We start from the raw sequence: 16,474 nt of genomic DNA on the forward strand, positions 1-16,474 counted from the left end.
GAGGAGTTACTGACCTGAACACATCTTCGGGCAACTTTACTTATAATCCAACATCCAACTACTTTGGTGGCGACTCATTTACCTTCAAGGTTAACGATGGTGCTGTAGATTCAAATGTCTCAACAGTATCTATCACAGTCAATGCTGAAAACGATGCCCCAACAGCAAGCAATGATGCATACTCAACATATGATAATACCCCGCTTGTAGTAGTGGCACCAGGGATTCTCGGAAATGATTTCGATGTTGAAGGAGACATATTGTCTGCCATACTTGTAGATGATGTCGATTACGGTACACTCATACTAAATGCCAATGGTTCATTTACATATACTCCAAATTCTGATTTCCAAGGCCCCGACAGCTTTGCATACAAGGTGAATGACGGCCTTTTAGATTCAAACATAGCAACAGTCACAATAACAGTAGAGAATTTGCCCCCAATAATCAAAAGAGGCGTTACTCTCCCTGAGAATATATTATTCTCTAATATTGAATTAGTTAGATTGGTTATCCATACAGAATCTATATCGATTGATGATATAATAGGCGAAGCTAGCGATATTGCAGAAACTATTGTTGTAGACGGAATTGAAGTCTATGTAATAGAACTATCTGAAGGAAAGAACACAATACGAGCACAAGTCTATAATCCTGGATTTCTTACTCAAATTGATGTAAACATAAGATTTGAAAACTTGCCACAAGGAGTATCAATCGAAATAGATGGACAATCTCAAAAAATCAGAGCGCATAACACTGGAGATTTTATACTTACAATAAATGTTTCCCCCGGAGTTCCTAAAGGGGAATATTTTATTACGGCTATCTCTTCTACTAGAAAGGGCGGTAAAGATAAAGCCATTATAAAAATAATAATCAAATAATCTCTTTTTTTATTTAAAAAATAATATAATAGAAAGTAGTAAATAAAATTAAATGTTTCTCTCTATTCTTCTTACGAGCTCTTCTTTTGGCACGAAACCAATTATTGTGTCAAATACTTTACCCTCTCTAAATATGGCAATTGTTGGAATGCTCCTTATACCATATCTTTGGGCTACTGACATACTTTTGTCAACATCTAACTTACCAATTTTCCACTCTGGATGTTCTCCTGCAACTTCTTCGATAACAGGGGCAATCATTTGGCATGGCCCACACCAACTTGCCCAAAAATCAACAACTACAGGCTTACTAGAATTTAGTACTTCCTGATCAAAATTTGCATCTGTTAGCTCGATTGTATTAATTCCCATTTAATTCACCTAAATCTAAAAGGAGGCTAATTACTTAAAAATCTTTGGTGTGATATTTTTTTTCATATAATAATCAAAGAGACTTAACAGAGTTCTGAAGACCCTCATACCATTTATCAATACTCATGAGAACTTTTTTTCTGATCTCATCGCGTTCTAAAGATTTATACACAAAATACCGCCCTCTTTTTCCTTGAACACAGCATTTAGATTCTCTAAAAATTAACTCTTTATCTACTAAAATCTTCAAAGATTTTTGGATAGTCGTTCTATCTTTTTTTAGAATATTTTGGATTTCCTTAACTCTCATTCCTTCAGGCGGAAGCATCAGTGTTATACTAACTTCAAGGTCTGTTAGATCAAAGGCACATCTTAGAATTTTTTTTATTTCTGTACTACTTTTTATTGTTGGTAATTCTCCCATAGTACCACTAACATACAGAACAACATATTTCTTTTACGACTATATTAGACTCATTTCTTATAAGTTTAATCATGTTTTTTGTTGGATTTACAATTGTGTCAAAGAGAAGGGCAGTTTCATCCAGCTCTCTTATTCTAGGGCGCATGCACCCTAAGGATAATTTTGCATCTGGAAAAGAATTTCTTGCATAAAAAAAGAAATCTTTTATTGATTGAGTGTCATAATCAACACTGTATATTTTCTCAAGTTCATTTTTAATGAGTACTAATAAAGTTAGATTTTTTATTGGATATTCTTTCAATATCCCAACTGCATTATATTCGCCCACGACCTTTCCATAGTCAAGGCCAACACATATGTGAGGGGTAACATTAACGCCTTCTTCTATTAAGAATCTTAGAGTGTTTTCATAATCAGAAACCTTGAAAGGCATCTTAAGTATTTTTTCTATTGTATCGTTACTTCCAACAAAATCAATGGATACAGCATCAATTCCGCTTTTCTTTATTTCTTTTGCATCATATCTTGTCAGAAATCCAGAATGTAGATTAATTATAAGATCAGTATCCTTTTTTATTTTCTTAAGGATTGAATAGTCAATTGGAAGCTTTCCGCTTTCGTCAAGTCCTCCGCTAACAAGGATACCTTTTGTCCCTTTATTATTTAGTTCAATAGCTTTCTGATATAGATCTTCTTGAGTAACATGCATCATGAACTTCAAATATTTACGATTACAATGCATACATGAAAAGTAGCATGTCTCTCCTGTAATTGAAATACTTGGGAATGAGTCTTTAGAAAGATAGCATATGTTTTTACTTTTCATTTATTGCCCTCTCAAATACTTCCTTTAGATCTCCAGCAGTAATTCCATATACTCTAATACCGGAAGAAAAAAAATCTTCAATCAGTTGTAATAATTCAGAGAGACTTTTTTGATTAATCGATTTTTCTAAATTATCTATCTCCTCTTCTGGAAAGACAAAGAAGTCCCCATATATCCTAACATCTGAAAAAATATCGTTTTTATAGTTAAAAGAAACGCCAATTATTTTTCCGCCCTGCCTCTTATGCTCAAAAATATTCATTATTCTTCTACCAATTTCAAAAGGAATTACTAACTTAAATAAATATTGTAGTCAATCAATAAAAAGAAACTGTGTTACTTTTATATATAAGTCTCTCAATATTCAATTGAAGGATAAAATGGCATATCATGATTCTTTAAGACTTAATGATTATTATCTGTGGAAGAAATATCCTACCTATTCTGAGTTCCCATGGGATAGAAAATATATTAATGTTGAATTCTTAGAGTTTGAAAAGAAAAGAATAATTAAAGTAGAAGAGTGGTATAAGGAATTTAGTAGGTCTGAAGATGGAAAGTCTTTAGGAGAAATATCTCTTTATGTTGTCCCAATGTCCATGGATTCATCATGGAACGTCGCCATTGAATCTCAAACCGATTCTAAACCAATAGGACTATCTGCTCTTTATAATACTCCTATTGCAGTTAGTATAGGATTGATACCTCCTGGCAAGGATATTCCAGAAATGTATAGCCTTATCAGTATTATAAAATCAAAGAAATCATATATCTATAATGAGAAGCTGAATAAAAGTGAATCTGTCATTCTAATTGAGGAGTGGGAAGAGCTCCCTTCAGATTCTATTTATTTGGATGTCCCATATGAGAGGAGGATAATTGAAAACCTATTTGCAGAAAACTTGCCTTTAGACAGGGAAATATCAAGGTCATTTCAGGCCCCCATTTTAAGTGCGCCTTACGATGGGAAAGTAGGAGGTATATCTCTATCGTCACTTTCATGGAATTCAAAACTTGCCCACGAGTTACTGAAAATCATCCAACTAATGGTCCCACCTGAATATCGGGACATGGATCCACCAAAAAAAGCAATCAATGGAATAAATTTTGATTCAAATACTATTCAGTACCAACTTGCAGAAAGGCCTAAAGTTGGGCAGAATATCCTCTCTAAGATATATTCTGATAATTATGGAAAACTGCATCAATCGCTAGTTGAACGAACTAATTTCAGGGGGGAGTATTCTCTTTTCTCCTCAATAAAAATTAATCAGGGAACAAGAAGGCAGATGATCCTCGAAACTTTCAGGAATTTTACCCACACTGAAATTACTTTGTCAGACATCGACCAGTTGTTGACAGAAGATGATATGTATCTTAGACCTTTACTTAAAATGATTGATGAGAATTTATGGATTCAGATTGTCCATGCGCATCACAATAATCCTACTGAAGGAAAAAATTATGATAAAGAATATCGGCACATAATAGAATTATTATTTAAAGACTATGATATCCTTTTAGCTGACAAATTCAAACAAGATAACACAAGAGAATTGATAATTCGTTCCATGCTGAATAGAACCAGTTACAATATCAAAAGATTGGCACAGTCATTTGCAAGGGCGGAGGATAAAACGGAAATAACAAATAAATTCCTTAAAGACTCAAGGAGAACTACACTGGATAATTTCGAACAGTTGTTAGGTGAACCCTCGATTAAAAAAGAAATAGATTTAATAAAAGATTATGAATCAAATGAGAGATATAACGTTGTTCAAGCTACTCTGATTAATACTCCAAATCTAACTGTAATTGAAATATTCCGTGAAGTTAAGTCAACTGATTTATTCAAAGATGAATATGACGTGCAGGATTTACTAGATTGGATGCATAAAAAGGGGCATGTAATCAGAGATTCACAAAATCGCTATTCCTTTATTTTCTTTTGAGATTTTGATTGACGAAAAAACGTATTCCCAATAAAAACACTTAAATACTTATTTTCTTAAATCTCAATTCCGGTGAGGCATTGTCAAAGTTGCTACTAAAAAAACTAGAATACTATAATGGAAAAAAATTAGTGATATCAATAGATGGCAGCATCTTTAAAGGGAAGTTACTAGATTTCGATGAAGAGGTACTTTGTCTTAGCGATGTAACAGATATAGGTGGTTCCTCGGGCAAGGAACTAGTTGTAAGTCTTAGCAATGTGGTCTGGATCATATTGGCCGAGGATAATAAATAATGAAAAAAATTATTACACCATAACATTTATAAATCCTATATTATACTGCCAATACAGCAGAACTTGCTTAAAAAAAACGTTACGAATTACAGACGGGAATAAGGTGAAAGCGACTTTATTTCTCAATTCTTGACTAATAGTACAATAATATAATTGTACAATAATAGCATTGTACAATAATAAAATTTGGAGATTTGGGTTATAGGCCTAATACTCTTTATTTAAAGCCGGAGGCTTAAAAATGGGCGGTAGTGGACGTAATAAAAAACCCCGTAGAGGTTCCTTGGGATACAGCCCCAGAAAGAGGGCTTTAAAGATAGTGCCAACTTTGAATAGTTGGCCAGAAGTGGATGATGTTAAGATCTTAGACTTTCCCGGCTATAAGGTAGGGATGTCCCACATTTTAAGGATAGATGATAGAAAGTATACACTTACAAAAGGAAAAGAAATGGTGGTACCTGTAACTTTGGTAGAAACTCCACCAATTTACGTTTGTGGTGTTAGGGCATACAAGAAGACTCCATACGGACTGAAAACTGTCACAGAGTCTTGGGCAGAGGGCCCGAAAGAACTTTCACGATCAAAAACTGTTTCAAAAAATCCTGAAAAAGACCTTGCTAAAATCCAATCTCTTATAGAAGGTGGAAAAGTAGATGATTTAAGAGCTATTGTTTGCACTCAACCAAAGCTCATTAATCTGAAAAAGAAACCAGAGGTCATGGAAAGCGGGATTGGTGGAGCAGATGTTAACGCCAAGTTGGAATACCTAAAGGGTGTTTTTGGAAAAGAACTAAAGGTAAAAGATGTTCTAGACGAAGGAGAATTCGTCGATGTTATTTCAGTTACAAAAGGAAAGGGATTCCAAGGCGTAGTAAAAAGATGGGGAGTAAAAATACAGACCCGGAAATCTAACGATGCAAGAAGACATGTAGGTTCAATCGGTCCGTGGCACCCACCAAAAGTTATGTGGACTGTACCATTTGCAGGGCAGATGGGATTCCACACGAGAACAGAACTTAACAAAAGAATATTCAGAATAACAAATCCAAAAGACCTTGATGTCACTCCAAAAGAAGGATTTAAGAATTATGGATTATTATCATCCGACTATGCTATGCTAAAAGGTAGCGTAGGAGGACCAACAAAGAGAATCTTAAGACTTAGAAAATCTGTAAGGGTACCAGTAAGAAGAACTGGAGGAGTACCAGATATTACTTACCATTACAAAGCTTCTGCAAGGGAGGCATAAACAATGAAATCTAATGTATATTCAATAACTGGAGAGAAGCTGAAAGCAATCGATCTTCCCTCAGTGTTTTCTTATGAGTACAGGCCAGATTTAATTAAGAGGGCAGTTTTGGCTTCAATAACCCATAGGATTCAACCATGGGGTGTAAGTCCAATTGCTGGAAGAATGACATCTGCACATCCAAGAAGGAAGAATCTTGGGATATCTAGAGTGCCTAGGATGAAATCTGGTCCGAGAAGAGCTGCGTTTGCACCTCATGTTGTAGGAGGATTTGTAGCTCATCCACCAAAACCTTGGAAAGTTATTAGTGAAAAGATAAACAATAAAGAAAGAACTGTAGCAATAAAATCGGCCATATCAATAACGGCCAACAAGGAAATGGTGATGTCAAGAGGTCATAGATTCTCAGATAAGGTTGAATTCCCAATAATCGTTGAAAATAAAATTCAAACGGTAAAAAAGACAAAAGATACAAGAGATATATTCAAGAGCCTTGGCGTTTGGGACGATATAATCAGATCAAAAACTAAAACAATAAGGGCTGGAAGAGGAAAGATGAGAGGAAGGAAATATAAGAATAAGATTGGCCCATTAATAGTTATTGGAAAGGACGCAGGTATAATGAAGGCTGCAAGAAATCACCCTGGTGTAGATATAGTAATGGTCGATAAGCTAAGCGCTGAACATCTTGCCCCAGGTACTCATGCGGGAAGACTCACAATATGGACTGAAGATGCAATAAAGTATCTTTCTAAAAATGAGGTGTTCAAGTGAAAAATCCACATGACGTGATTGTCCATCCGCTTATTACAGAAAAGACTGTAGCTACTATGGAGAGAGACAATATACTGACTTTTATTGTTACCATGGGTAGCAATAAACAGGACATATATAATGCCGTTGAAGAACTTTATGAAGTTGAGGTAGAAAAAGTTAGCACAACCGTTTTGCCTACTGGAAAGAAAAAGGCATATGTTAAGCTAAAAGAAGAGTACCCTGCTGACGAAGTCGCAACAAAAATAGGTGTATTTTAAGGTGATATGATTGGGTAAAAGAATTATTTCGCAGAGAAGAGGAAGAGGAACAAATACCTATAGGGTACCCTCACACAGATACAATGGAAAAGTAAAACACAGAAACTACGATAATGTAGAGAGAGATGGAGTAACCCGCGGTGTAGTTAGAGATCTATTCAATGATCCCGCTAGAACATCACCAGTAGCAACTATTCTTTTCGATAATAATGAGGAAAAATTATTTCTTGTGCCAGAAGGAATAAGACTTGGTAGTAACATAGCTACAGGAACAATGGCAGAAGTTGAAATAGGTAACACACTTCCCTTGAGAAATGTTCCAGAAGGAACTTATATTTATAATATAGAATCAAGACCTGGAGACGGAGGCAAATTTGTCAGATCTTCAGGTACTTATGCTACATTGATAGCCCATGATAGCCAAAAAACAGTAATACAGCTTCCTTCAGGTGTAATGAAGTCTTTGAGTTCAAACTGCAGATGTACAATCGGAGTAGTAGCCGGCGGAGGAAGAAAAGAAAAGCCTTTGGTAAAAGCAGGAAAGAAGTTCCATAAACTTAGAAGTAAAGCCACAATATATCCAAAGGTTAGAGGAGTCGCAATGAATCACAACGATCACCCATTTGGTGGTGGTAACCACAAGCACGCAGGTAAGAGTACAACATGCTCAAGAAATGCACCTCCCGGTAGAAAAGTTGGACACATAGCAGCTAGAAGAACTGGTAGGAGGCGTTAAACTTGGCTAAAAAAGAATTTAGTTTCATGGGATATTCTGTTGATCAAATGGAAAAAATGTCTATGGACAAGTTGATTGAACTCTTGCCATCAAGACAGAGAAGGTCCCTTAAGAGAGGGCTTCCTGTAAGACAGAAAAAATTACTTAAGAATATAAGAGAATCCAAAAAAGAAATGGAAGCTGGAAACAAATACACTGTAAAGACACACTGTCGGGATATGATAATACTCCCCGAGATGCTTGGAGTTACTATAGGAATTTATAATGGTAAGGAATTTGTTCCTGTAGAAATAACACCCGAAATGGTAGGCCACTATTTAGGGGAATTTGCACCTTCTAGAAGAAGAATTTCACATGGTGCCCCTGGAGTAGGTTCTACAAAGTCTTCCCAGTATGTTCCATTGAGGTGATCTGATGCCATATTCAAGAACTGATATTGACGAAACAAAAACTGCAAAAGTTTACGGAAAGAATATTAATATATCCCCAAAACATAGTAGGGAAATATGCAATACTATTAAAGGCATGAAGATCGAAAAGGCAAAGGAATTACTGGAGAGTACAATAAAACTAGAAACTCCCATACCTTTCAAGAGATACTACAAAAAAGTCGGTCACAAGAAAGGACTTTCAAAATGGTTTGCTGGAAGATACCCTGCAAAGGCATCAAAAAACTTACTAAAACTTCTTAAGGAAGCCGAATCAAATGCAGAATATAAGGGATTGAACACCACAAAACTAAGAATAATTCATGCATCTGCTTACAGAGGCAGAGTAATACCGGGATTTATGCCAAGAGCTTTTGGAAGAGCTTCACCATATAATCACGAGCTTACTAATGTTGAGATAATTGTGGAGGAGAGATAATGGCTATAGAGAGAAAATTTATTGAAGAAAGCGTTTCCAATTTAACGATTGATGAATTCCTTGGAGACTCATTAAAGAGAGCTGGCTATTCGGGGATGGATATAAAAAGAAATCCTCTTGGGACTAGAGTTACAGTTTTCGTTCAGAAGCCCGGAATTGTTATAGGAAAAAGGGGAAGGGCCATTAAAGATTTGACAGATCAACTTGAAAAACCTCCCTTTAATCTCGAGAATCCTCAGATAGAAGTACAGCAAATTGAAAATCCAGATCTTAATGCAGATGTAATGGCATTTCAACTTGCAAGTGCCATAGAAAGAGGGGAACATTATAGAAGAGCAGCTTACAATTATCTCAGAAGAATAATGAGGTCTGGGGCAAAAGGCGCTGAAATTAAGATTTCAGGAAAACTCAGTGGAGAAAGAGCCCGTTCAATGAGATTTGCAGAAGGTTATCTGAAAAAATGTGGAGATCCGGCGATTGAACATGTTAGAGTTGGGTATTCACCTGCAAAGAAGAAACTTGGTATAATCGGAATTGTAATCAAAATAATGCCTCAAGACGTATCACTACCAGATGAAATAAAGTTTAAGTAATAGGTGTATAATAATGGCAATATATAGGGTAGACGACATAAGGGATCTTTCAGTTGATGAAATTGAAAACAATATAGATGAACTTAAAAGTGAATTATCAAAGGAAAGGTCTTTACTTGCTACAGGCAGCGCGCCAGAAAATCCCGGAAGGATAAGGGAGCTTAGAAGAACTATAGCAAGATTAAAAACAATAAAGGCTGAAAAGGAGAAGCAAAATGAGTGAGATTTGTGCAGTTTGTGGACTTCCCAAAGATCTTTGCGTCTGCGAAGAAATCGCTAGGGAAGAACAACAAATACGCATTTTCACTGAAAGAAGAAGATTTGGAAAACTTATGACGGTCGTGGAAGGAATTGATTCATCAAATATCGATATCAAGGATTTGTGCACGACTCTCAAGACAAAATGTGCATGCGGTGGAACCTCAAAAGATGGAAAAATTGAACTTCAAGGAGATCACAAGAAGAAGATGAAAAAAATATTAACTGATCTTGGCTTTAGTAAAGATATGATCGTAGTTTCATGAATCACACAATACTCCTAGGAAAACAAGTCGAGGTAATCCAAAGCTCAAATAGGTATGAAGTTGGAATTAAAGGATTGATCATTGAGGATACAAAAAATACTATAAAATTAAGGACAGAAAATGGGATAAGAATCTTAATAAAAAATAATGTAATCCTGATGATTAACGGTAAAAAAATTGATGGTAATCTACTCATAGGGAAGGAAGAAGAAAGAATCAAGAGGATGTGATGTGATGATAGGCATCGATGTAAAAGAACCTAAAAAAAGTTGTAATAATGAAAAATGTCCATTTCACGGAACTTTACCTGTCAGAGGCAAATTAATGGAAGGGAAAATTGTAAGCGATAAGATGAATAAAACAGTTGTCGTTAAAAAAGAGTATATGACAAAACTTGACAAATTTGAGCGATTTGAAAAGAGAAGTACAAAAGTTTCAGCACATATTCCCGACTGTATTAGTGCTAAAACAGGCGATAATGTGAAAATAATGGAATGCAGACCATTAAGCAAGACAAAAATGTTTGTCGTAGTTGAGGTGATCTGATGGCAAAGGGTGCAGGAGCAACTCGTGGAAGGTCAACTGTAAGACCAGGCAGATTTCACACAACTAAAACGAGATTAGTTTGTGCGGATAATACAGGCGCAAAAGAACTTGAAATTGTTTCAGTAATAAATTACAAAGGTACCTCTAGAAGATATCCAAAAGCGGGCGTTGGTGATATGGTCATGGTATCCGTTAAAAAGGGTAGGCCTGATGTCAAAAAGAAGGTATTGCCTGCTGTTATAGTAAGACAGAGAAAGGAATACAGAAGAATAGACGGTACACGAATAAAATTTGAGGATAATGCAGCCGTTATCACTGGTGAAGACGGTGTTCCAAAAGGCTCCGAAGTTAGGGGCCCAGTTGCAAAAGAAGCAGTTGAAAAATGGGTTAGAATTGCTAATGTTTCAAGTATTATAGTATAGAGGGGGATAAGAATGATTAAAAAATACTCAGGAAAACCATCAAAACAGAGGAAAAGGCACTTTAATGCGCCACTCCACAAAAAGCACAATTTAATGTCTTCTCATATAGCCGTAAGCCTTAGAAGTAAGATAAATGCAAGAGCAATTCCATTAAGAAAAGGTGACAAGGTGAGAGTAATGAGGGGAGATTTCAAAGATCACGAAGGTGAAATAACAAAGGTAGATCTAAAAGCAATTAAGGTATATGTCGATGGCGCAGTTGTAGAGAAGGCTGATGGAACAAAAATTGAGTATCCTATACACCCTTCAAATTTAGAAATTATTGATATTGATAGAAAAGATGAGATGAGAGAAAAATCTATTGAGAGAAAAGGAGAATAAGGTGGTAAAGTGGGGAGAAAAGGACAGAGAAGATCATTAAAAAGATTATTTGCTCCAAAAAATTGGAGAATAGAGCGAAAAGTTAAAGAATGGACCGTAAAACCTATTCCAGGCCCCCATTCTAAAGAGGTATCAATTCCGATTACAATCTTACTTAGGGATTATCTTGGGCACGCCACAAACAGGAAAGAGGTAAACTTTATCCTAAACAATGGGGATGTTCTTGTAAATGGAAGGCCAATTAAAGATTCAAGTTTCCCCGTAGGAATTATGGACGTTTTAGAAATCCCTAAAACAAAGGAATATTTTAGGATATTATTTGATAAGAAAGGGTCTGTAAATCTTCTTAAGATAGACGAGTCTGAAAAAAATACTAAGCTCTTTAAATTAATCAACAAGACAATGGTTAAAGGAAACAAAGTTCAATTAAACCTTCATGATGGAACAAACGTATTATCCGAAAAAGGCTATGCAACATCTTCAACATTGGTAATGAATGTACCAGATATGAAGATTGTAGATTCACTAGAATTTAAAGAGGGTTATATAGGGCTGGTCATTAAAGGTAAAAACGTATCAAAAATAGGTAAAATTTCAAAGATAACTCCATTTGGTATATATAAAGACGCAGTGTTGTTAGAATCCGGGAATGATACCTTCCAGACATTGAAGGATTATGTGCTTGTCGTTGGAAAAGATTCTCCTATAATTAAACTTGAGTGAGGCTGACAAAAATGGAAGAGATACTAAAAAATTGGGAAAATCCTATGAGAAAGCCATATCTATCAAAAGTAACGGTCAATATTGGTGTAGGGGAGTCAGGAGAAAAACTAGAAAAAGCTAGAGCACTTCTTGAATTTCTCACCGGGCAGGCGCCTATAAAAAATAATGCAAGGCAAACCAATAAAGATTTTGCAATTAGAAAAGACGAACCTATTGCTGTTTCGGTTACTCTTAGAAAGGAAACAGCTATGAAATTCCTTATGAGAACTTTTGAGGCAGTGGAGTTTAATTTAAAGGAAAGAAGTTTTGACAATCACGGTAATTTCTCTTTTGGTGTAAAAGAACACATAGATCTTCCTGATGTTCAATACGACCCAGAAGTCGGAATATTTGGAATGGACGTTTGTGTTAATCTTCAAAAGAGAGGATTTAAAGTTAAAGAGAGAAGAATTAAAAAGAGCCACATACCCAGAAAGCATCAGTTGACTAAAGAAGAAGGGATACTGTTCGCTAAACAGGAGTTTGGGGTGAACATTATATGAATAAAAAGTTTGGAGTAGGCTCAAGAACATGCAGGCGCTGTGGTACCCACCGTGCAGTCATTCGTAGATATAATCTCATGGTTTGCAGGCGCTGCTTTAGAGAAGTTGCCAGAAAAATTGGCTTCAAAAAATATCATTAGGTGATTAAAGATGAGAATAGATCCTTTGGCCGATGCACTTTCAAATATTTATAATTATGAAAATGCGAGAAAGCCCGATTGTGTTATCCCGGCATCAAAACTTATGGGTAATATCTTGAGAATTATGCAGAAATGGGAATACATAGGAGCATTTGAATTTATAGATGATGGTAAAAACGGCCTTTTTAAAGTAGAATTAATGGGGGCTATAAACAAGTGTGGGGTTATAAAGCCAAGAACACCCGCAAAGAACAATGAACTTGAAGAGTGGGAAATGAGATACCTCCCAGCGAAGGAGTTTGGAATATTAATAATGTCAACTCCAAATGGGGTAATGTCTCACAAAAAAGCCAGAGAACAAAATATTGGAGGCATTCTTTTAGCTTATGTTTATTAGGTGATGTTTATGGTGCAACACGTTGAATGGTTTATCGATATCCCAGAATCTGTAAAAGTTACAATTGAAGGGGCAAGAGTTAGCGTAGAGGGGCCAAAAGGTAAGTTGGAGAGAGATTTTCACTTAAAGAACCTTAAGATGGAAAAGATCGAAGACGATAAGATGGTTAGAGTATCAATGCCTCACGCATACAAAAAAGAAAAAGCTATGATAGGTACCATCAGTTCACACCTAAAAAATATGATTAAAGGTGTTTCAGAAGGATTCGAGTATAAAATGAAAGTTATATACGCGCACTTTCCAATGAATGTTAAATTAGATGGCAAGCAACTTGTAATTTCAAATTTCCTCGGTGAAAAGAGCCCAAGAAAAGCAAATATTTTTGGTAATGTAGCCGTAAAAGTTTCAGGCGAATTTGTTACTATAAATGGAATTAACTTAGAAGAAGTTGGTCAAACTGCAGCAAATATAGAGCTTGCTACTAGGGTTAGAAAGAGAGACCCAAGAGTATTCCAGGATGGTATTTATTTATTTGAAAGGGATGGAATCCCCATATAGGTGAGAAAAAATGAATTCACGATTATTAAGAGTGAGAAAAAAGCTTAATAGCAAGAGGCCAAAATTCCTAAGAACCGAAACATGGAAAAAGAAATCCTTTAAGAACGATCCTAAATGGAGAAAGCCTAGGGGTAAAGATAACAAGATGAGAATGAAGAGAAGTGGAAAGCAGCCTCTAGTTTCAGTTGGATACAGGGGCCCAAAAGAAGTCAGAGGCGCACATGCATCTGGTTTGAGAGAGGTAATAGTTTCCAATCCAGGGCAAATAGATGGGCTTGAAAATGTTATAATTAGGATTAATGCTACAGTTGGAAATAAAAAGAAGATTGAAATAGTCAAAAAAGCAGTTAAATCTAATCTTAAAATAGCAAATCCATCCTTGACACATGTGAAAGTTACATCAGTTGAAGAATTCGATTCTATTGAACCAATTAAAGATCATATCCAGAGATTGATAGTTCCACTTAGACTTGATACTGAGATAAGGTCAGATATAATGAAGAAAGCAGAAGATGCTGGCATAATGGTGGAGGAGTGATCATATGGATCTAAGAGTTCAGAAAAGACTTGCAGCACAGTTATTAAAATGTGGTGAAGGCAGAGTCTGGATTGACGGTAACAATACATCAGAAATTTCTATGGCAATCACAAGAGAAGACGTCCGAAAATTGATTGACAGTGGCAAGATTAAAAAGAAACCAGAAGTGGGCATATCAAGACACAGAGCAAGAGAGAGACACATCAAAAGAAAGAAAGGAAGAATGAGTGGATTTGGATCTAGAAAAGGAAAAGCCACTGCAAGATATCCTAAAAAGAGAAAGTGGATTAACACAATAAGACCATTAAGAAGAACTTTAGTTGACCTAAGAGAATCCAAGAATATTGATAAAGTTTCTTATAGAAAACTTTATAGGATGGCTAAAGGTGGAGCTTTCAGAAGTGTTTCTTATATGAGTAATTACATTAAAGAACACGGCCTTATGTCAGAGAAGAGGAAGAGGTGAAGCAATGTCAACAGGACCGAGATCAAGAGTGCCTTTTAAGAGAAGAAGAGATGGTAAGACTAACTATAGTAGAAGACTAGCGTTAGTAAAATCTGGAAAGAATAGGGTCGTTATAAGAAAATCACTAAATAACATACTAATTCAAATTGTAAGTTCTACATATGAAGGAGATAAGACTCTTACAACAGCCTTTTCGAAGGAATTGAGAGATATGGGGTGGAACTTCCATTGTGGCAACACACCAGCGGCATATCTTACAGGTTACCTTTGTGGAAAAAGAGCTAAAAAAATTGGAGATGAATTCATAATGGACATTGGGCTTCAAAGATCCATAAAAGGTGGGAGAATCTATGCAGCATTGAAAGGATTCATTGATGCAGGATGCAATGTTAATGCAGATGAAAGTATATTCCCTCCTGAAGACAGATTCAAAGGAGAAAACATTTCCTCATATTACGAAGGTCTCGACGGATCTTTAAAAGAGAAGATATTTTCAAATTATTTAAAAAATAAGACTGATCCTTCAAAAATACCAGGGATGTTTGAAGAGATTAAATCAAAAATAGATAAACTATGAGGTGTATTTAATGCCAAGAAAGAAAAAAGAAATCATCGAAGAACCCGTTGAAGAAGTTAAGGAAGAGCCATTAGAGACTCTTGAGGCAGAAGATATAGTTGAAGAACCAAATGAAGTAGTTGAAGATATTCCTGGGGAAGAACCAAATGAAGTAGTTGAAGACATCCCTGACGAAGAAACATTGGAAGAAGAAATTGCTGAAGATGTAGTTATTAAAGATACAACCTCTGAAGAAGAAGTCATAAAGAAACTATCTATTGCCGAGAAAAAAAGACTTGAAGAAGAAAGAAAATCTATGGGAAATAGATGGGTTCCCAAGACAAAACTTGGTAGGATGGTTGCAAACGGAGAGATCACTGATATTTCACAAATATTAAATAAGGGCCTTAGAATAATGGAGCCTGAGATAGTAGATGTATTGCTACCGGAAGTTACTGATCAGAATAATCAGGAAGTATTAAATATCAATATGGTTCAGAGAATGACCGACTCTGGAAGAAAAGTCAGATTTTCAGTTATGGTTGTTATAGGTAACAGAAACGGTTACGTTGGAATTGGGAAGGCCAAAGCAAAGGAAGTTGGACCTGCTATCAGAAAAGCGATTAATAATGCAAAACTCAATGTTATTCAAGTAAAAAGAGGTTGTGGAAGTTGGGAATGTAAATGTGGTACAGCTCATACAGTTCCATTTAGAGTAACAGGTAAGGCAAGTAGCGTTACTGTGACTTTAATACCTGCTCCAAACGGTTTGGGCCTTACAGTAGGGGGCGTCGGTAAGAAAATATTATCTCTTGCAGGAATAAAAGACGCATGGTCAAAAACAGATGGTCAAACGCAGACAACAGTTAACTTTGCAAATGCAGTAATGCATGCCCTATACCAAACAAACACAATGAGTGCACAAGAGAGAGATATCAAGGTTATAGGTATTGTTACAGGAAATACTAATTAGGTGAGATTATGAATAGATTAGCCGTTGTAAGAGTAAGAGGCAGGGTGGACGTAAAAAAAGACGTGAAAGATACTCTAAAAATGCTTAATTTAACTAAGACAAATCACTGCGTTATAATAGACGATAGAGAGTCTTTTGCAGGAATGTTACAAAAAGTTAAAGATTATGTTACATATGGGCCGATTGATGCCGATACTCTTTCCAAACTCATAATTAAATGGGGGAGATTAGAGGGAGACGTTCGAATAACTGAAGTGTATGTTAAGGAAAAGACTGGAAAAGATTTAGAATCTTTCTGTAAAGATTTCTTAGAGTTTAAAAATGAACTTTCTGACCTTAACTTGAAAAAGGTCTTTAGGCTTCACCCACCACACAAGGGATACGAAGCAACAAAGAAACCATATACACTTGGTGGAACTCTCGGCGCAAGAGATGTTGAAATCAACGGTCTTATCCAAAAAATGATTTAGGT

Annotated in this window: 30 protein-coding genes; 26 read left to right on the forward strand and 4 right to left on the reverse strand. The window is 35.8% G+C overall.

Annotation, left to right across the window (positions count from 1 at the left end; genetic code table 11):
* On the forward strand, positions 1-887 hold an 887-nt coding region (locus tag KO464_08615; GenBank protein ID MCC7573437.1), incomplete at its 5' end, for a tandem-95 repeat protein.
* A gap of 48 nt (positions 888-935) precedes the next feature.
* Here the strand turns inward: KO464_08615 and trxA are convergent.
* The 4 genes from trxA to KO464_08635 all read right to left on the reverse strand — a co-directional run bounded on the left by trxA (position 936) and on the right by KO464_08635 (position 2,771).
* Complete coding sequence (trxA, locus tag KO464_08620) at positions 936-1,259, reverse strand: thioredoxin (GenBank protein MCC7573438.1); 324 nt, start codon at positions 1,257-1,259, stop codon at positions 936-938.
* Between the two features lie 73 nt (positions 1,260-1,332).
* Positions 1,333-1,683 (reverse strand): hypothetical protein, encoded by a 351-nt coding sequence (locus KO464_08625; protein MCC7573439.1) that lies wholly within the window; start codon positions 1,681-1,683, stop codon positions 1,333-1,335.
* 7 nt (positions 1,684-1,690) lie between these two features.
* A complete protein-coding gene (locus tag KO464_08630; GenBank protein ID MCC7573440.1) occupies positions 1,691-2,509 on the reverse strand; it encodes a radical SAM protein in 819 nt (272 codons plus the stop codon).
* Positions 2,499-2,771: a lipoate--protein ligase family protein gene (locus KO464_08635; protein ID MCC7573441.1), complete on the reverse strand. Its 273-nt coding sequence runs from the start codon at positions 2,769-2,771 to the stop codon at positions 2,499-2,501. The genes KO464_08630 and KO464_08635 overlap by 11 nt, the downstream gene beginning before the upstream one ends.
* A gap of 106 nt (positions 2,772-2,877) precedes the next feature.
* On the opposite strand from KO464_08635, the gene KO464_08640 reads away from it, so the two are divergent.
* The 25 genes from KO464_08640 (at position 2,878) to rpmD (ending at position 16,472) form a co-directional block, all read left to right on the forward strand.
* Positions 2,878-4,461 (forward strand): hypothetical protein, encoded by a 1,584-nt coding sequence (locus tag KO464_08640; GenBank protein ID MCC7573442.1) that lies wholly within the window; start codon positions 2,878-2,880, stop codon positions 4,459-4,461.
* Positions 4,462-4,541: 80 nt separating this feature from the next.
* On the forward strand, positions 4,542-4,757 hold the full coding sequence (locus tag KO464_08645; GenBank protein ID MCC7573443.1) for a hypothetical protein: 216 nt from the start codon (positions 4,542-4,544) through the stop codon (positions 4,755-4,757).
* Positions 4,758-4,998: 241 nt separating this feature from the next.
* Positions 4,999-6,006 (forward strand): 50S ribosomal protein L3, encoded by a 1,008-nt coding sequence (locus tag KO464_08650; protein ID MCC7573444.1) that lies wholly within the window; start codon positions 4,999-5,001, stop codon positions 6,004-6,006.
* A gap of 3 nt (positions 6,007-6,009) precedes the next feature.
* On the forward strand, positions 6,010-6,780 hold the full coding sequence (gene rpl4p / locus KO464_08655) for a 50S ribosomal protein L4 (protein MCC7573445.1): 771 nt from the start codon (positions 6,010-6,012) through the stop codon (positions 6,778-6,780).
* Positions 6,777-7,040 (forward strand): 50S ribosomal protein L23, encoded by a 264-nt coding sequence (locus KO464_08660; GenBank protein MCC7573446.1) that lies wholly within the window; start codon positions 6,777-6,779, stop codon positions 7,038-7,040. The genes rpl4p and KO464_08660 overlap by 4 nt, the downstream gene beginning before the upstream one ends.
* 10 nt (positions 7,041-7,050) lie before the next feature.
* Positions 7,051-7,776: a 50S ribosomal protein L2 gene (locus tag KO464_08665; GenBank protein MCC7573447.1), complete on the forward strand. Its 726-nt coding sequence runs from the start codon at positions 7,051-7,053 to the stop codon at positions 7,774-7,776.
* A gap of 2 nt (positions 7,777-7,778) precedes the next feature.
* Positions 7,779-8,186, forward strand: coding sequence for a 30S ribosomal protein S19 (locus KO464_08670; protein MCC7573448.1), 408 nt, complete (start codon positions 7,779-7,781; stop codon positions 8,184-8,186).
* A 4-nt stretch (positions 8,187-8,190) separates the two neighbouring features.
* On the forward strand, positions 8,191-8,643 hold the full coding sequence (locus KO464_08675) for a 50S ribosomal protein L22 (GenBank protein ID MCC7573449.1): 453 nt from the start codon (positions 8,191-8,193) through the stop codon (positions 8,641-8,643).
* A complete protein-coding gene (locus KO464_08680) occupies positions 8,643-9,236 on the forward strand; it encodes a 30S ribosomal protein S3 (GenBank protein ID MCC7573450.1) in 594 nt (197 codons plus the stop codon). Before KO464_08675 ends, KO464_08680 begins: the two co-directional genes overlap by 1 nt.
* Before the next feature lie 13 nt (positions 9,237-9,249).
* Positions 9,250-9,459, forward strand: coding sequence for a 50S ribosomal protein L29 (gene rpmC / locus KO464_08685; GenBank protein ID MCC7573451.1), 210 nt, complete (start codon positions 9,250-9,252; stop codon positions 9,457-9,459).
* Complete coding sequence (gene yciH, locus KO464_08690; protein ID MCC7573452.1) at positions 9,452-9,760, forward strand: stress response translation initiation inhibitor YciH; 309 nt, start codon at positions 9,452-9,454, stop codon at positions 9,758-9,760. Before rpmC ends, yciH begins: the two co-directional genes overlap by 8 nt.
* Complete coding sequence (locus tag KO464_08695) at positions 9,757-9,990, forward strand: ribonuclease P protein subunit (protein MCC7573453.1); 234 nt, start codon at positions 9,757-9,759, stop codon at positions 9,988-9,990. Before yciH ends, KO464_08695 begins: the two co-directional genes overlap by 4 nt.
* 4 nt (positions 9,991-9,994) lie before the next feature.
* The gene (locus KO464_08700) at positions 9,995-10,306 is read left to right on the forward strand and encodes a 30S ribosomal protein S17 (GenBank protein ID MCC7573454.1); all 312 of its coding nucleotides are present in this window, start codon (positions 9,995-9,997) and stop codon (positions 10,304-10,306) included.
* The gene (locus KO464_08705; protein ID MCC7573455.1) at positions 10,303-10,728 is read left to right on the forward strand and encodes a 50S ribosomal protein L14; all 426 of its coding nucleotides are present in this window, start codon (positions 10,303-10,305) and stop codon (positions 10,726-10,728) included. The genes KO464_08700 and KO464_08705 overlap by 4 nt, the downstream gene beginning before the upstream one ends.
* Positions 10,729-10,740: 12 nt before the next feature.
* Positions 10,741-11,109 (forward strand): 50S ribosomal protein L24, encoded by a 369-nt coding sequence (gene rplX, locus KO464_08710; GenBank protein MCC7573456.1) that lies wholly within the window; start codon positions 10,741-10,743, stop codon positions 11,107-11,109.
* A gap of 9 nt (positions 11,110-11,118) precedes the next feature.
* Positions 11,119-11,832 carry a 30S ribosomal protein S4e gene (locus tag KO464_08715; GenBank protein ID MCC7573457.1) on the forward strand — a complete coding sequence of 238 codons (714 nt, stop codon included), beginning with the start codon at positions 11,119-11,121 and terminating at the stop codon, positions 11,830-11,832.
* Positions 11,833-11,843: 11 nt separating this feature from the next.
* Positions 11,844-12,374, forward strand: a complete 531-nt coding sequence (locus KO464_08720) for a 50S ribosomal protein L5 (GenBank protein MCC7573458.1) — start codon at positions 11,844-11,846, stop codon at positions 12,372-12,374.
* Positions 12,371-12,514, forward strand: coding sequence for a 30S ribosomal protein S14 (locus tag KO464_08725; protein ID MCC7573459.1), 144 nt, complete (start codon positions 12,371-12,373; stop codon positions 12,512-12,514). The genes KO464_08720 and KO464_08725 overlap by 4 nt, the downstream gene beginning before the upstream one ends.
* Positions 12,515-12,524: 10 nt before the next feature.
* Positions 12,525-12,911, forward strand: coding sequence for a 30S ribosomal protein S8 (locus tag KO464_08730; GenBank protein MCC7573460.1), 387 nt, complete (start codon positions 12,525-12,527; stop codon positions 12,909-12,911).
* A 9-nt stretch (positions 12,912-12,920) separates the two neighbouring features.
* Positions 12,921-13,469, forward strand: coding sequence for a 50S ribosomal protein L6 (locus tag KO464_08735; protein ID MCC7573461.1), 549 nt, complete (start codon positions 12,921-12,923; stop codon positions 13,467-13,469).
* A gap of 10 nt (positions 13,470-13,479) precedes the next feature.
* Entirely contained in the window at positions 13,480-14,007 is a 528-nt protein-coding gene (locus KO464_08740; protein ID MCC7573462.1) for a 50S ribosomal protein L32e, read from the forward strand.
* Between the two features lie 4 nt (positions 14,008-14,011).
* On the forward strand, positions 14,012-14,473 hold the full coding sequence (locus tag KO464_08745) for a 50S ribosomal protein L19e (protein ID MCC7573463.1): 462 nt from the start codon (positions 14,012-14,014) through the stop codon (positions 14,471-14,473).
* 4 nt (positions 14,474-14,477) lie between these two features.
* Positions 14,478-15,050, forward strand: coding sequence for a 50S ribosomal protein L18 (locus tag KO464_08750; GenBank protein MCC7573464.1), 573 nt, complete (start codon positions 14,478-14,480; stop codon positions 15,048-15,050).
* A gap of 295 nt (positions 15,051-15,345) precedes the next feature.
* Complete coding sequence (locus tag KO464_08755; GenBank protein ID MCC7573465.1) at positions 15,346-16,002, forward strand: 30S ribosomal protein S5; 657 nt, start codon at positions 15,346-15,348, stop codon at positions 16,000-16,002.
* A gap of 8 nt (positions 16,003-16,010) precedes the next feature.
* Complete coding sequence (gene rpmD, locus KO464_08760) at positions 16,011-16,472, forward strand: 50S ribosomal protein L30 (GenBank protein MCC7573466.1); 462 nt, start codon at positions 16,011-16,013, stop codon at positions 16,470-16,472.
* The last annotated feature ends 2 nt before the right edge of the window (positions 16,473-16,474 follow it).

This window comes from Methanofastidiosum sp., from assembly GCA_020854815.1.
Lineage (GTDB): Archaea > Methanobacteriota_B > Thermococci > Methanofastidiosales > Methanofastidiosaceae > Methanofastidiosum.